Source organism: Comamonas terrigena NBRC 13299 (assembly GCF_006740045.1).
Classification (GTDB): domain Bacteria; phylum Pseudomonadota; class Gammaproteobacteria; order Burkholderiales; family Burkholderiaceae_C; genus Comamonas; species Comamonas terrigena.
Genome location: NZ_AP019749.1, coordinates 3427585 through 3442281, shown reverse-complemented (window position 1 = coordinate 3442281; position 14697 = coordinate 3427585). Strand labels below are relative to the sequence as shown.

Below are 14697 nucleotides of genomic sequence, written 5' to 3'. Positions count from 1 at the left end.
ATGAATAAATTTGGCTCGCAGGGCTTGAAAAACCGCCAACCAGCGCTATCGCGCAGGCATCAGGTGGCATCTTCACTGCGCAAAATGGTGCTGGCCGGGGTGGCGGGTGCCACGGTATGGGGCCTGGGGGGCGTGGTTTCGGCAGCGTTGGCGGCCAGCCCCGCCAAGTCCGGTACGGCCGCTGCAGCGCCCACCGGCGCCCCCATCCAGCTGGCGCTGGTGGAAAGCCTGTCCGGCCCGTTTGCCAACACGGGCGAAGCGGTGTTCCGCAACATCCTGATGGCGACCGAACGTGTGAACGCGCGCGGTGGCGTGCGCCTGCAGGGCGATGCGGCAGCCCATCCGCTGGTGGTGCAGCGCTTTGACAGCAAGGGCCAGAACGAAGAGGCGCTGTCCGCACTGCGCGCCGCCATCGACGGTGGTGCGCGCATCATCCTGCAGGGCAATTCCTCGGCCACGGCTTCGGCGCTGCTGGACGCCATCAACAAGCACAACCAGCGCGAACCCAAGAAGCGGGTGTTGTTTCTGAACTATTCGGCCGTGGACCCGGCCTTCACCAACGAGCGCTGCAGCTTCTGGCATTTCCGCTTTGACGCCCATGCCGACATGCGCATGGCCGCGCTGATGCAGCTGGTGCAGGCCGACAAGGCGCTCAAGAACGTCTACCTGATCGGCCAGGACTACAGTTTTGGCCAGGCCGTGCTGGGCGAAGCCCGGCGCCAGCTGGCCGCGCGCCGCCCGGAAGTGACCGTGGTGGGCGACGAGCTGCACCCCGTGGGCCGCATCAAGGACTTTGCCCCCTATGCGGTGAAGATCAAGCACAGCGGTGCCCAGGCGGTGATCACCGGCAACTGGGGCAACGATCTGACGCTGCTGGTCAAGGCCGCGCGCGAAGTGGGCTTTGACGGCATGTTCTACACCTTCTACGGCAACGCGCTGGGCGCGCCCGCTGCACTGGGCGATGCCGGTGTGGGCAAGGTGGTGGCCGTGGCCGACTGGCTGCCCAACACGCCGGGCGCCGCCAGCGAACAGTTCTACCAGAGCTTCCGCCAGCGCTTTCCCAAGCCCGAAGACGACTACGCCCACCTGCGCATGCAGATGATGGTCGAGGCCCTGGCCCAGTCCATGCAGAAAGCTGGCAGCACCGAAGCCGCCGCCGTGGCCCGCGCCATGGAACAGGTGCAGGTGCAGCTGGCCGGCCGCACCGGCTACATGCGTGCCGCCGACCACCAGTTCCAGCAGCCGCTGGCCGTGGGCGTGATGGAACGCCAGGGCACACCGGGGGTGAAGTTCGATGTGGAAGGCTCGGGCTATGGCTTTCGCGTGGTGCGCGAGATCACGGCCTTGCAGGCCGAACTGCCCAGCACCTGCCAGATGAAGCGTTTCTGAGTTCCGGGGACGGCTGCGGCATGCTGCCGTGCTGTCCCGTACCGCTGCGCAATGACAAAAAAGGCCCGCATCTGCGGGCCTTTGGCATGGGGCACTGCGCGGCGCTTACGGGGCGCTCGCCGCGGAACGGGGCGCCTGCGGTGCCGGCTCCAGGCTGGCTTCCTGCACGGCGGCTGCCACTTCCTGGCCCAGGTCGTACACGGCCATGGCGTAGTAGCTGGACATGTTGTAGCGGGTGATGGCGTAGAAGTTCTGTGTGCCGATCACATAGGTGGGCGCATCTTCGCCGTTGAGCAGTTCCACCAGCGCCAGCGGTCCCTGGTGGCGCATGCCGCCATCCAGCGGAATGGCACCCAGCTGCAGCATCTGGTCTGCGGTGAAGCTGGGCTTGATGTCCGGTGCCAGCAGCGTGGCCATGTCGGTGCCGTTGGGGTTGAAGGCCACGCCGTACTGCACCGCCATGCCGGGCTGCCAGCCGTGGCCGCGGAAGTAGTTGGCCACGGAGCCAATGGCGTCCACGGTGCTGTTGTAGAGGTCGACCTTGCCGTCACCATCAAAGTCCACGCCAAACCGGGCCAGGCTGCTGGGCATGAACTGGCCCAGACCCATGGCACCGGCAAAGCTGCCCAGCGCCTGGGTGGGGTCCTGGCGGGCACTCCAGGCGGTGGTCAGGAACTGCGCCAGCTCGCCCTGGAAATAGGCCACGCGCTCGGCCAGGCGCGGGTGGTTGGCGGGGTAGTCGAAAGCCAGCGTGGCCAGCGCGTCGAGCACGCGGAAGTTGCCCATGTTGCGGCCGTAGATGGTCTCCACGCCGATGATGCCGACAATGATTTCCGGGGGCACGCCATAGGTTTGCTCGGCGCGCTCCAGCGCGGCGGCGTTCTCCTGCCAGAAGCGCTTGCCGGCCTGCACGCGCACCGGGTCGATGAAGCGGCTGCGGTACACCGCCCAGCTGCGGGCCGTGGTCTTCTTCGGGCCGGTGCTGGGCGTCATCAGACGGCGGACCTGCTCCAGCTTCTGTGCCTGGCCCAGTTGCTGGCGCAGCCAGGCGGCATCGATGCCTTGCTGCTGGGCCAGGGTATCGGCCCAGCGCAGCGCTTCGGCACGCTGGCCGTAGCTGTTGTCCACAGCGGCCGCAGCGCGGGCTTTGGAGTTTTTGGGGCTTTGCGCGTAGCTGGGGAGGGCGCACGCAGCGATGCAGACAAGAGCAACGGGAAGCAGACGGGTCATGAAATCTCGGTGAGGGGGGACGGCCCGGCAGCCAGGGCAGGAAGCGGAACTCCCACCGCAGCGCTTGCGGGCTGGCTGTGCCGGGGTGGCGCAGGCATTGCGGGCATGTTCCATGCATTCCCGCCAGGCCGGCAGCGCCGCGGCACCGAACCCCCATTGTGCGATGGTCCGCAGTGCTCCCACGCAAGTCCATGTGCCGGGCAGTGGGTATTTTTTTTGTGAAGGGCCGCACCGGGCCGTTGCGCGGTGCGCAAAGCCGCCGTGCACACCGCCTCCGTCCGCGGCAGCAGGCCGTGGCGCACAGCCCTTCGCTGCCAAGCTGACCGCCCGCCAACAGGCCAGCAACGCAGTCGTGTACTCGCTGCGGGCGGCCCGCAATGACCGTGTTAAGCTGGTCCACAAGGCCCTTGCGCAGCGCCTGTGCGTGCTGCATCCATTGGGGGCCATGGCTGAAAAAAACAAAAACGGGGACAAGGAAAATGGGCAGAACAGGCTATTTTTCCCACAAGGATTGCTGGAAGCATGAGATGGGTCCTGGGCATCCGGAATGCCCGGAACGACTGGACGCCATCGAGGACCGCCTGCTGATCACCGGGGTGTTCGACGGTCTGGAGCGCGTGGAAGCGCCGCTGGCCTCGCTGGCCGATGTGGAGCTGGCCCATGACCGCATGCATGTGGCGGCCCTGCGCGGCCTGACGGACCGGCTCAAGGAAGAGGTGCAGGCCGGCGGCCCCGCGTATTCGCCGCTGGACACCGACACCTCCATCAATGTCCACACCTGGGATGCGGCGCTGCGCGCCGCCGGGGCGGCCGTAGCTGCCACCGATGCGGTGATCGACGGCAGCCTGGAAAATGCCTTCTGCGCCACCCGCCCGCCCGGCCACCACGCCGAGCGCGCCAAGTCCATGGGCTTTTGCTTCTTCAACAACGTGGCGATTGCGGCCCTGCACGCCCTGCAGCGCCGCCACCTCAAGCGCGTGGCCATCGTGGACTTCGATGTGCACCACGGCAACGGTACGGAAAACATCCTGGCCGGCGACGACCGGGTGCTGATGGTCAGCTTCTTCCAGCATCCGTTTTACCCGTTCAGTGGTGACAAGGAACCGGCGTCCAACATGCTGAACCTGCCGGTGCCGGCCTATACCAAGGGCATGGATATCCGCGAGCTGGTGGAGATGATGTGGATTCCCCGCCTGGAAGCCTTCAAGCCCGAAATGATCTTCATCAGTGCCGGCTTCGATGCCCACCGTGAAGACGATATGGGCCAGCTGGGGCTGAACGAGCAGGACTTCGCCTGGATCACCGAGCGCATCAAAGACGTGGCGCGGCGTTTCTCCAAGGGCCGCATGGTGTCCTGTCTGGAAGGCGGCTATGTGATGAGCGCCCTGGCTCGCAGCGTGGAAGCCCACGTCCGCGTGCTGGCCGATATCTGATTTCGTCTGGGCATAGCAACAGGAGCGTCGGCCATGATGGATTTGCAGAATGTGGACCAACTGGTGGAAGTGCAGCGCAGCCCGCAGGGCGTGGTGCGCATCACCTTGAACGATCCCCAGCGTTTCAACGCACTGGGTGCCGAGATGCTGGTGGCGCTGCAGCAGGCCCTGGATGCCGTGGCCGCCGATGCCTCGGCCCGCGTGGTGGTGCTGGCCGCGCAGGGCAAGGCCTTCTGCGCCGGCCACAACCTGAAGGACATGGCGGCCAACCCCCAACTGGCCTATTACCAGCAGCTGTTTGCCCAGTGCAGCAAGATGATGGTGAGCATCGCCCGCCTGCCGGTGCCGGTGATCGCGCGGGTGCAAGGCATGGCCACGGCGGCCGGTTGCCAACTGGTTGCGCAGTGCGATCTGGCGGTAGCCAGCAGCGCGGCCAGCTTTGCCACCAGCGGAATCAACTACGGGCTGTTCTGTGCCACCCCCAGCGTGCCGCTGGTGCGCAACCTGCCCATCAAGCAGGCCATGGAAATGCTGCTGACCGGGGACTTCATCGATGCGGACACCGCTTTCGCCCGCGGGCTGGTGAACCGGGTGGCCGAACCCGACGCGCTGGATGCCGCCGTGGAGGCGCTGGTGCAGTCCATTCTGGCCAAGCCCGCGGCGGCCGTGCGCATGGGCAAGGCCCTGGTCTACCAGCAGCGGGAACTGGGGCTGGAAGCGGCCTACCAGCTGGCAGGCCAGACCATGGCGGCCAACATGATGGATGCCGATGCCCAGGAAGGCGCACAGGCCTTCGCGCAAAAGCGCAAGCCACACTGGCAGGGCTGAGACGGACGTCCGCTCTGCCGTCGCGGGCAGCGTTGCGGCTGCGCCCGGAATGCCTTGCCATGTGCTGGTGGTCGGCAGGGAGCTGCAGGGCAGAGTGCCGGCGAGGGCATGCGCCCGCGCTGCCCCGGTGCGGATGGCCTCCGGGTAGGTGGTAACCCGAGGTTGGGCCGATTTCCACGCACACTGTCGCCGTTGTGTGCATAAAATAGAACGATCGTTCTTTTTTGTGCCGGCAAGGACCGTGTGAATTGTCAGGAATTCCCCCGCTGCTGCTGCAGCGCCGCATAAAATGAGTCGGTTTACGTAAACGTCAATCTTCCAAGAAATCAAGGAGCCGCAGCATGAAGGTATTGGTCCCAGTCAAGCGGGTGGTGGACTACAACGTGAAGGTCCGCGTGAAGTCGGACGGCACGGGCGTGGACATCGCCAACGTCAAGATGAGCATGAACCCGTTTGACGAGATTGCGGTGGAAGAAGCCGTGCGCCTGAAGGAAAAAGGCGTGGTCACGGAAGTGATCGCGGTCTCGTGCGGCGTGGCCCAGTGCCAGGAGACGCTGCGCACGGCCATGGCCATCGGTGCCGACCGCGGCATCCTGGTGGAGACCGATGCCGAGCTGCAGCCGCTGGCGATCGCCAAGCTGCTCAAAGCCCTGGTGGACAAGGAACAACCCGGCCTGGTGATCCTGGGCAAGCAGGCCATTGACGGCGACAACAACCAGACCGGCCAGATGCTGGCGGCCCTGGCCGACCTGCCCCAGGCGACCTTCGCCTCCAAGGTCGAAGTCGTGGGCGACAAGGTCAACGTCACGCGTGAAGTGGACGGCGGCCTGGAAACCGTGGCCCTGACCACCCCGGCCATCATCACCACCGACCTGCGCCTGAACGAGCCGCGCTACGTGACGCTGCCCAACATCATGAAGGCCAAGAAAAAGCAGCTGGATGTTCTCAAGCCCGAAGAGCTGGGCGTGGACGTGGCGCCCCGCATCAAGACGCTGAAGGTGGCCGAGCCTGCCAAGCGCGGTGCCGGCGTGAAGGTGCCGGACGTGGCCGCTCTGGTGGACAAGCTCAAGAACGAAGCCAAGGTCATCTAAGACAGGCAGCACAAGGAGATCATAGAAATGACCGCACTCGTTATTGCAGAACACGACAACGCTTCGATCAAGGGCGCAACGCTGAACACCGTGACGGCCGCCAAGGCCTGCGGGGGCGATGTGCACGTGCTGGTGGCCGGTGACAACGCCGGTGCTGCGGCTGCTGCCGCGGCCCAGATCGCCGGCGTGTCCAAGGTGATCCACGCCGACGGCGCCAGCCTCAAGGACGGCCTGGCCGAAAACCTGGCCGCCCAGGTGCTGGCGATCGCCGGCAACTACAGCCACATCCTGTTCCCGGCCACAGCCTCGGGCAAGAACGTGGCCCCCCGCGTGGCCGCCAAGCTGGACGTGGGCCAGATCAGCGACATCACCAAGGTGGACAGCGCCGATACGTTCGAGCGTCCCATCTACGCCGGCAACGCCGTGGCCACCGTGCAGTCGGCCGACGCCGTGAAGGTGATCACCGTGCGCGGCACCGGCTTTGATGCAGCGGCTGCCACCGGCGGCGCTGCGGCCGTGGAAACCGTGGCCGCCGTGGCAGACTCGGGCAAGAGCAGCTTCGTGGGCCGTGAAGTGACCAAGAACGACCGCCCCGAACTGACGGCCGCCAAGATCATCGTCTCCGGTGGTCGCGCCCTGGGCTCGGCCGAGAAGTTCAACGAAGTGATGACCCCGCTGGCGGACAAGCTGGGCGCGGCCATCGGCGCTTCGCGCGCGGCAGTGGACGCGGGCTACGCCCCCAACGACCTGCAGGTGGGCCAGACCGGCAAGATCGTGGCACCGCAGCTGTACATCGCCGCCGGCATCTCGGGTGCGATCCAGCACTTGGCAGGCATGAAGGACTCCAAGGTGATCGTGGCGATCAACAAGGACCCGGAAGCACCGATCTTCTCGGTGGCCGACTACGGGCTGGAAGCCGACCTGTTCCAGGCCGTGCCGGAACTGGTGAAGGCGCTCTGAGCCACCACCACAGGAAAGAGGGGCTGCGTGCCCCTCTTTTTCCGTCTGCCATCAGCACAGGATGCATGGGCATGCCACCGCCGCGTGGTGCCATGCCCATGGACCCAGGCGCCACAGCGGCTGCACAGCGCAGCCAGCGCGCACGCGCCGAACCCATCCCTCAATCAAACCCAAAGAGAAGGTGACAAGATGAGTTACACAGCCCCCGTCAAAGACATGCTGTTTGCCATGGAACATCTGGCTGGCATCGCGCACGTGGCGCAGATCCCCGGCTTTGAAGATGCCGGTCTGGAGACCGCGCAGGCCGTGCTGGAAGAGTGCGCCAAGCTGTGCGAAGGCGTGGTGGCACCGCTGAACGTGCCGGGCGATGTGAACCCCTCTGCGTGGAAAGACGGCAAGGTCACCACCACCCCCGGTTTTGCCGATGCCTTCAAGCAGTACGCCGAAGGCGGCTGGCAGGGCCTGCAGCACCCCACGGACTTCGGCGGCCAGGGCCTGCCAAAGACCATTGGTGCGGCCTGCATCGAAATGCTCAACAGCGCCAACCTGAGCTTTGCGCTGTGCCCGCTGCTGACCGATGGCGCCATCGAAGCGCTGCTCACGGCCGGCAGCGATGCGCTCAAGACCACCTACCTGGAAAAGCTGATCTCCGGCCAGTGGACCGGTACCATGAACCTGACCGAGCCCCAGGCCGGCTCGGACCTGGCCCTGGTGCGCACCAAGGCCGAGCCCCAGCCCGATGGCACGTACAAGGTGTTCGGCACCAAGATCTTCATCACCTACGGTGAGCACGACATGGCCGAGAACATCGTCCACCTGGTGCTGGCCCGCGTGGCCGGTGCACCCGAAGGCGTGAAGGGCATCAGCCTGTTCGTGGTGCCCAAGTTCCTGGTCAATGCCGACGGTTCGCTGGGCGCGCGCAACGACGCGCACTGCGTGTCCATCGAGCACAAGATGGGCATCAAGGCTTCGCCCACGGCCGTGCTGCAGTTCGGCGACCACGGTGGCGCCATCGGCTACCTGGTGGGCGAGGAAAACCGCGGTCTGGAATACATGTTCATCATGATGAACGCGGCGCGCTACGCCGTCGGCATGCAGGGCATTGCCGTGGCCGAGCGCTCCTACCAGCACGCCGTGGCCTACGCCAAGGACCGCGTGCAAAGCCGTCCCGTGGATGGCTCGGTCAAGGCCAGCGCCACCATCATCCACCATCCCGATGTGCGTCGCATGCTGATGACCATGCGCGCCTACACCGAAGGCTGCCGCGCCATGGCCTCGGCAGCGGCGGCGGCCTACGATGCCGCCCACCACCACCCGGACGCCGAAGTGCGCCAGGCCAACGCCACCTTCTATGAATTCATGGTGCCGCTGGTCAAGGGCTACAGCACGGAGATGAGCCTGGAAGTGACCAGCCTGGGCGTGCAGGTGCATGGCGGCATGGGCTTCATCGAAGAAACCGGCGCCGCGCAGTACTACCGCGACGCCAAGATCCTGACCATCTACGAAGGCACGACCGCCATCCAGGCCAATGACCTGGTGGGCCGCAAGACCGCACGCGATGGCGGCACCTCGGCCAAGGCCATTGCCGACCAGATCGCCAAGACCGAAGCCGCGCTGCGCGCCAGCGGCACGGCCGACGCCCTGGCCCTGGCCCAGCGCCTGCAGACCGCACGCGAAGCCTATGTGCAGGTGGTGGATTTCGTGGCCGGCCAGACCAAGGCCAGCCCCAACGCCGTGTTCGCCGGCAGCGTCCCCTACCTGATGCTGACCGGCAACCTGGTGGCCGGCTGGCAGATGGGCCGTGCGCTGCTGGTGGCCCAGGACAAGGCCGCCCAGGGCGAGGATGTGCAGTTCATGCAGGCCAAGGTGGCCACGGCGCGCTTCTATGGCGACCACATCCTGACCAAGGTGCCCGGCCAGGCCGAGTCCGTGCTGCACGGCGCCGATGCCGTGATGGCGCTGCCGCACGAAGCTTTCTAAGTCAGGCTATCAAAAAAGTGAGCTGGAGTCGCTTGTGTGGCAGGCACTCCAGCCTTTTTTTGTCATATTAGAACTTTTAGAGGAGACATCGTCATGTCCAAGATTCCTGCGGCGCTGCAAAAACTGGCGCTGCCCGTCATCGGATCGCCGCTGTTCATCATCAGCAACCCCAAGCTGGTGATCGAGCAGTGCAAGGCCGGCATCGTCGGCTCCATGCCGGCCCTCAACGCGCGCCCTGCGGAACAGCTGGAAGACTGGCTGGCGGAAATCACCGAAACCCTGGCCGCCTGGGACAAGGCCCATCCCGAACAGCCTTCGGCCCCGTTCGCCATCAACCAGATCGTGCACAAGAGCAATGACCGCCTGGAACACGACATGCAGGTCTGCGCCAAGTACAAGGTGCCCATCATCATCACCAGCCTGGGCGCGCGTGAGGACGTGAACCAGGCCGTGCACGGCTGGGGTGGTGTGGTGCTGCACGACATCATCAACAACAAGTTCGCCCGCAAGGCCATCGAAAAGGGCGCTGACGGCCTGATCGCCGTGGCAGCCGGTGCCGGCGGCCACGCCGGGGTGAAAAGCCCGTTTGCCCTGATCCAGGAAATCCGCCAGTGGTTCGACGGCCCGGTGGCGCTGTCCGGCTCCATCGCCACGGGCGACGCCGTGCTGGCCGCCCAGGCCATGGGTGCAGACTTTGCCTACATGGGCTCGGCCTTCATCGCGACCGAGGAAGCCCGCGCCGCCGACGAGTACAAGCAGGCCATCGTGGCCGGCAATTCGGACGACGTGGTCTACAGCAACCTGTTCACCGGCGTGCACGGCAACTACCTGGCCCCGTCCATCCGCGCGGCCGGCCTGGACCCCGACAACCTGCCGGTGTCCGACCCCAGCGCCATGAACTTCGGCTCGGGCCGTACCAAGGCCTGGAAAGACATCTGGGGCTGCGGCCAGGGCATCGGCGCCATCGAGCAGGTGGTGCCCACGGCCGAACTGGTGGCCCGCCTCAAGCGCGAATACGCCGCCGCCCGCCAGCGCCTGCAACTGGCCGCTGCCTGAGCCCGTGTTCCAGTGCACCAGTCCGGTGCGAGACTGGACGCATTGCCGGTGATTGTTACAATTGATCTGCCCCGGTAGGCCCAGGTCTGCCGTGCGCAGCCGCCAAGCCCCTGTGTGCCATTGCCCTCTGCCAAGAGGGTGGTGTACCGCAGGGGTTTGTCTTTTTTTGCGCGCTCCGTGGAGCGCGGTTTCTTGTTTTTTTCTCTATGCAATTGAAATCCCTCGGCGCCGTGGCGCTGGCATCGCTGGCGTTGGCCACTTCCGTACAGGCCGCTGAACCCACGCCCCAGGCCGTGACCGACATGTTCCTGAAGTCCATCGTGCACATCGATGCCAAGTCCATGGAAGCCCTCAACGCCTACCTGCGCCCGGCGCGGACCTTTCCTGGTCAAGGCGATTTCATCAATGTGAAGGAAATGCTGGAAGTCGACCGCGACTACGCCAAGGAAATGGCGGCCACCTTCCTGGAAAACGTGAAGCTGAGCGACGCCGACAAGAAGGCGCTGGAGCCGGCTGCCGTGCAGCTGTTCGCCAACGTGCGCGATTCGCAAAAGCGCATCACCTGCACCATGGGCCAGCCCCAGAAGGTCACCGAAGGCGTGCATGCCGAGATGTTGGCCGTCAACGTGCCGTTCAAGTGCCTGGCGCCCAATCCGCCGGAAAAGGTCGTGGCCTTCCTGCAGCGCGCAGGCGGTGCCAAGTGGGACCTGGCCCAGTACCGTGAAAACGTGCAGACCCTGGCCAAGGGCTTCGAAGCCGCTCCGCTGACCCAGGTCTGGGAAGCCGAGTTCCCGCTGGCCACCGAGAAGAAGAAAAAGCCGCTGGTGTGGCAGAACAACTTCCCGCGTGAAACCATCGACGTCACGCCGCTGCAGTACTGATCGGCATTCGGCGGACCTGCACCCCTGCTGGTGGCTCCGCCACCGATGCGGTGCAGACCGCCATCGTGACCCTGGACCCCGGTGGGGTGGCGGTGTGCCATCTCCCGCCCTCCGCCGGTGCCTGCGGCACCTGCACACAAGCGCCCCTCGGGGCGCTTTTTCTTTGCCTGCGCAGCGCAGGGTGACAGCCACATGAAACCGGCTTTAACCCTGTTGCCGTCCGGGTGAATTGATGGAAATCAACGCCGCAGTGTTTCACTCGACTACCTGAGCCAGCGTGGAAGTTGTTTTGCAGAAACCCTAGCATCTGCATAAATTTCAGTAAATACTGAAAATTCAGAAACACATGAAATCGACTGACTTCGATCAAACGGCAGGCGCACCGGCAGGCACACCCCAGGCTTCACGCCTGCGTGCCGACCACGGCACTGCGTGGTCGGTGCTGGCGTCGCTGCTGTGGCTGCCTCAGGCGGCATTGCTGGCGGTCGCCGTGCAGTGGATTGCCGAAGGGCGGGCCGCCGAAGTCGGGCGTCTGGCACTGGGCCTGCTGGTGCTGGGGGTGGCCAAGGCGGTCTGCGAGGGCCGTGGCATGCGGCTGAGCTTTGATGCTGCCCGCACCCAGCTGCAGGCGCTGCGCGCCCAGGTGGTGCAGCAGCTGGCCAGCAGCTCGCCGCTGGACACGCAGCGCGCGCCGTCTGGGCAGGCCGCCAGTGCGGTGGCCGAACAGGCCGAAGCCATCGTGCCCTGGCTGTCGCGCTACCAGACGGCCATGTGGCGCACGACCGTGGTGCCGCTGGTGCTGCTGCTGGCCGTGGCCTGGCAGTCCTGGGTGGCGGCCCTGATCCTGCTGGTGGCCGCGCCGCTGATCCCCTTGTTCATGGCCATCGTGGGCTGGCGTGCACAGGCCGCCAGCGAGGCGCACATGGTGCAGCTGGGCCAGATGAATGCCTTTTTGCTGGATCGCCTGCGGGGCCTGACCACCTTGCGCGCCCTGGGTGCGGTGGATTCCACAGCGCAGCGCCTGCGGGCCCATGCCGAATCGCTGCGCCAGCGCACCATGCGCGTGCTGCGCATCGCCTTTCTGTCCTCTGCTGTGCTGGAGCTGTTTGCCGCGCTGGGCGTGGCCATGGTGGCCGTGTATGTGGGCTTTCACCTGCTGGGCTATCTGGAGTTCGGCACCTGGCAGGGCCGGCTGAGCCTGGGCGAAGCCCTGTTTGTGCTGCTGTTGGCCCCGGCCTTCTTTGACCCGCTGCGCGAACTCTCCGCCGTCTGGCACGACCGCGCCGCCGGCACCGCCGCGCTGCAGACCTTGCAGCACATGGCCTGTGGTGCCCAGCCTCTGCCGGGTGCGCTGGCGGAGGTCGCTTCCACTGCGCAAGCTGCCCCCGCCCGCGTGACCCTGCAGGCGCTGCAACTGCCCGGGTCGGCGGCCGCCACGCCGCTGGTGCCGGTGGATGTGGACATCCAGCCGGGTGAGCATGTGGCCCTGTGGGGTGCCAGCGGCAGCGGCAAATCGCTGCTGCTGGCCCAGATCGCCGGCCTGTTGCCCACAGACCAAGGGCAGGTGCTGGTCGATGGCGTGCCCATGGCCGATGCCTCGGCCCCGGCGCTGCGCCGTCGCATGGCCTGGATGGGCCAGCACCCACATGTGTTCGCCGGTTCGGTGGCGCGCAATATCAGCCTGGACCGCCCCGATGTGGCAGGGGCAGACATTGCCCCGGCCTTGCAGCAGGCCGGCCTGGGCACGGTGCTGCAGGCACGGCCCAGCAGCAGCCTGGGCGAAGGCGGGCAAGGCCTGTCAGGCGGCGAAGCCGTGCGCCTGGCTCTGGCACGCCTGGCCGTGGCCGCCCCCCATGCTGGCGTGCTGCTGGTGGACGAACCCACGGCACACCTCGACCCCGCCACGGCCGCGCAGGTCACGCAGGCGCTGCTGCAGCTGGCCCAGGGCCGCACCCTGGTGGTGGCCACCCACGATCCGCTGCTGGCTGCCCGCATGGACCGGGTGGTGCAGCTGCAAACGCAAACCCCAATCCCAACCCAAGCCCAAACCCCGGAACAAGGCCCAGCGCCAGCATCCGCTCAGGTGCAGGAGGGCGCGGCATGAAGCGCACACGTCCATCGCTGGGCGCCATGCTGGCAGCGCTGGCTGCCATGGCACCGCGCCGCCTGTGGCTGGGCGGCATGGCACTGGCCTGCCTGACGGTGCTGATGGGCATGGCCCTGCTGGGCCTGTCCGGCTGGTTCATTGCCGCCACGGGGCTGGCCGGGCTGGTGCCGGCCACGGCCCTGGTGTTTGATGTATTCATGCCCAGCGCCGGCATCCGGCTGCTGGCCCTGGGGCGCACCGCCGCCCGCTATGGCGAGCGCCTGGTCACCCACGATGCCACGCTGGCCGTGCTTGCCGCGCTGCGCGAGCGCCTGTTCCGCAGCTGGGCACCCGCTGGTGCTGCCTCGCAGCTGCGCCTGCGTCCGGCACGCTGGCTGCAGCGCCTGACCGGCGATGTGGATGCGCTGGACAGCCTGTACCTGCGCCTGGCCGTGCCCCTGGTGTCCGCCTGTGGTGCGGCGCTGCTGGCGGCCGTGGTGCTGGGCGCCATGCACTGGCAGCTGGGCCTGCTGCTGGGGCTGTGGCTGCTGCTGGTCGGCACCGCCATTGCCGTGGTGCTGGCGCGGCGCGCCCGCCGGCCCGCATTGCGCCGCGCGGCGGCGCTGGAACGGCTGCGCTCCCAGGCTGTGGACCTGGTGGCCGGGCAGACCGATCTGCTGATGGCGGGGCGCCTGCCGGCACAGTGCGCGCGCCTGGCGGCGACCGAGGCCTGCGTGGCCCAGGCGGACCGCCAGCTCAACCGGCTGGAGGCGCATGCCACCGCCGCCTATGGAGTGGTCAGCACATTGACTTTGGTGGGCGTGCTGCTGGCCGTGGGCTGGCTGGCCGAGCAGGGCGTGATCGGCGCCCCGGGGGCCGCACTGGCCTTGCTGGTGGCCCTGGCCGCGATGGAGCCGTTTGCGGCGCTGCGCCGGGGTGCCGTCGAGGCAGGACGCACCTGGCTGTCCATCCAACGGCTGGCACCCCAGGTGGTGCAGGCACCGGTGGCCGATACTGCCGTCCATCTGCCGCCGCCCGGTGTGGCGGCCGTGCTGGAGCAGGTCAGCGCCAGGCACCAGGGCAGTCCCCGCTGGGCCTTGGAAGCGGTGAGCCTGCAGATCCCGGCCGGCACCCAGGTGGCGGTGGTGGGGGCCAGCGGCGCTGGCAAAAGCACGCTGCTGTCCGTGATCGCGGGCGAGCTGCCCGCCACGCAAGGCCATGTGGCCGCGCAGCCCGGCACCTGGCTGACCCAGCGCACCGAGTTGTTCCAGGACAGCCTGCGGGACAACCTGCTGCTGGCCTGCCCCGGTGCCAGCGACGAACGGCTGTGGCAGGCGCTGGAAGACGCGGGCCTGGCCAGCGATGTGCGCGCCATGCCCCAGGGGCTGGAGAGCCGGCTGGGCGAGGGCGGTCTGGGCCTGTCCGGCGGGCAGGCGCGCCGCCTGGCGCTGGCGCGGCTGCTGCTGCACCCGGCGCCGTGCTGGCTGCTGGACGAGCCCTCCGAAGGACTGGATGCCGCCACCGCGCGGGATGTGCTGGCCTGCCTGCAGCGGCAGATGAAAGGGCACACCGTGATTGTGGCTACCCACTTGCGCAGAGAGGCGGAAAGCGCCGATCGTCTGCTCTGGGTGGAAGGTGGTCGCTTGCTGGGCGACGCCCGGCGCGGCACAGCGGATTTTGACAAGCTGCTGGCACGGCTGCGCGATGACGCCGCCACCCCGGCAGCGCATGCAATGGCCAAGGGTTTTTAAGAGAGAAAGGAA

General features: G+C 66.9%; 12 protein-coding genes. 11 read left to right on the top strand and 1 reads right to left on the bottom strand.

Annotation, left to right across the window (positions count from 1 at the left end; genetic code table 11):
• Nucleotides 1-84: 84 nt before the first annotated feature.
• A complete protein-coding gene (locus tag CT3_RS15735) occupies nucleotides 85-1389 on the top strand; it encodes a branched-chain amino acid ABC transporter substrate-binding protein (RefSeq protein ID WP_225608752.1) in 1305 nt (434 codons plus the stop codon).
• A 105-nt stretch (nucleotides 1390-1494) separates the two neighbouring features.
• Here the strand turns inward: CT3_RS15735 and mltB are convergent, their stop codons facing one another.
• Nucleotides 1495-2619, bottom strand: coding sequence for a lytic murein transglycosylase B (gene mltB, locus CT3_RS15730; RefSeq protein ID WP_066536301.1), 1125 nt, complete (start codon nucleotides 2617-2619; stop codon nucleotides 1495-1497).
• Between the two features lie 352 nt (nucleotides 2620-2971).
• Between mltB and CT3_RS21460 the strand changes: the two genes are divergently transcribed.
• From CT3_RS21460 to cydC, 10 genes are all read left to right on the top strand, one after another.
• The gene (locus CT3_RS21460; RefSeq protein WP_172591755.1) at nucleotides 2972-3145 is read left to right on the top strand and encodes a hypothetical protein; all 174 of its coding nucleotides are present in this window, start codon (nucleotides 2972-2974) and stop codon (nucleotides 3143-3145) included.
• The gene (locus tag CT3_RS15725; RefSeq protein WP_066536299.1) at nucleotides 3099-4052 is read left to right on the top strand and encodes a histone deacetylase family protein; all 954 of its coding nucleotides are present in this window, start codon (nucleotides 3099-3101) and stop codon (nucleotides 4050-4052) included. Before CT3_RS21460 ends, CT3_RS15725 begins: the two co-directional genes overlap by 47 nt.
• Before the next feature lie 36 nt (nucleotides 4053-4088).
• Entirely contained in the window at nucleotides 4089-4880 is a 792-nt protein-coding gene (locus tag CT3_RS15720; protein WP_066537290.1) for an enoyl-CoA hydratase, read from the top strand.
• A 341-nt stretch (nucleotides 4881-5221) separates the two neighbouring features.
• Nucleotides 5222-5971: an electron transfer flavoprotein subunit beta/FixA family protein gene (locus CT3_RS15715; RefSeq protein ID WP_098066232.1), complete on the top strand. Its 750-nt coding sequence runs from the start codon at nucleotides 5222-5224 to the stop codon at nucleotides 5969-5971.
• A 27-nt stretch (nucleotides 5972-5998) separates the two neighbouring features.
• Nucleotides 5999-6931 carry an electron transfer flavoprotein subunit alpha/FixB family protein gene (locus tag CT3_RS15710; RefSeq protein WP_098066230.1) on the top strand — a complete coding sequence of 311 codons (933 nt, stop codon included), beginning with the start codon at nucleotides 5999-6001 and terminating at the stop codon, nucleotides 6929-6931.
• Between the two features lie 189 nt (nucleotides 6932-7120).
• Entirely contained in the window at nucleotides 7121-8911 is a 1791-nt protein-coding gene (locus CT3_RS15705) for an acyl-CoA dehydrogenase (RefSeq protein WP_066534164.1), read from the top strand.
• 93 nt (nucleotides 8912-9004) lie between these two features.
• Nucleotides 9005-9967, top strand: a complete 963-nt coding sequence (locus CT3_RS15700) for an NAD(P)H-dependent flavin oxidoreductase (RefSeq protein WP_066534163.1) — start codon at nucleotides 9005-9007, stop codon at nucleotides 9965-9967.
• Nucleotides 9968-10173: 206 nt separating this feature from the next.
• The gene (locus CT3_RS15695; protein WP_098066227.1) at nucleotides 10174-10848 is read left to right on the top strand and encodes a hypothetical protein; all 675 of its coding nucleotides are present in this window, start codon (nucleotides 10174-10176) and stop codon (nucleotides 10846-10848) included.
• 346 nt (nucleotides 10849-11194) lie between these two features.
• Nucleotides 11195-12952, top strand: coding sequence for a thiol reductant ABC exporter subunit CydD (cydD, locus tag CT3_RS15690; RefSeq protein WP_083520313.1), 1758 nt, complete (start codon nucleotides 11195-11197; stop codon nucleotides 12950-12952).
• Nucleotides 12949-14685: a thiol reductant ABC exporter subunit CydC gene (gene cydC, locus CT3_RS15685; RefSeq protein WP_066534159.1), complete on the top strand. Its 1737-nt coding sequence runs from the start codon at nucleotides 12949-12951 to the stop codon at nucleotides 14683-14685. The genes cydD and cydC overlap by 4 nt, the downstream gene beginning before the upstream one ends.
• The last annotated feature ends 12 nt before the right edge of the window (nucleotides 14686-14697 follow it).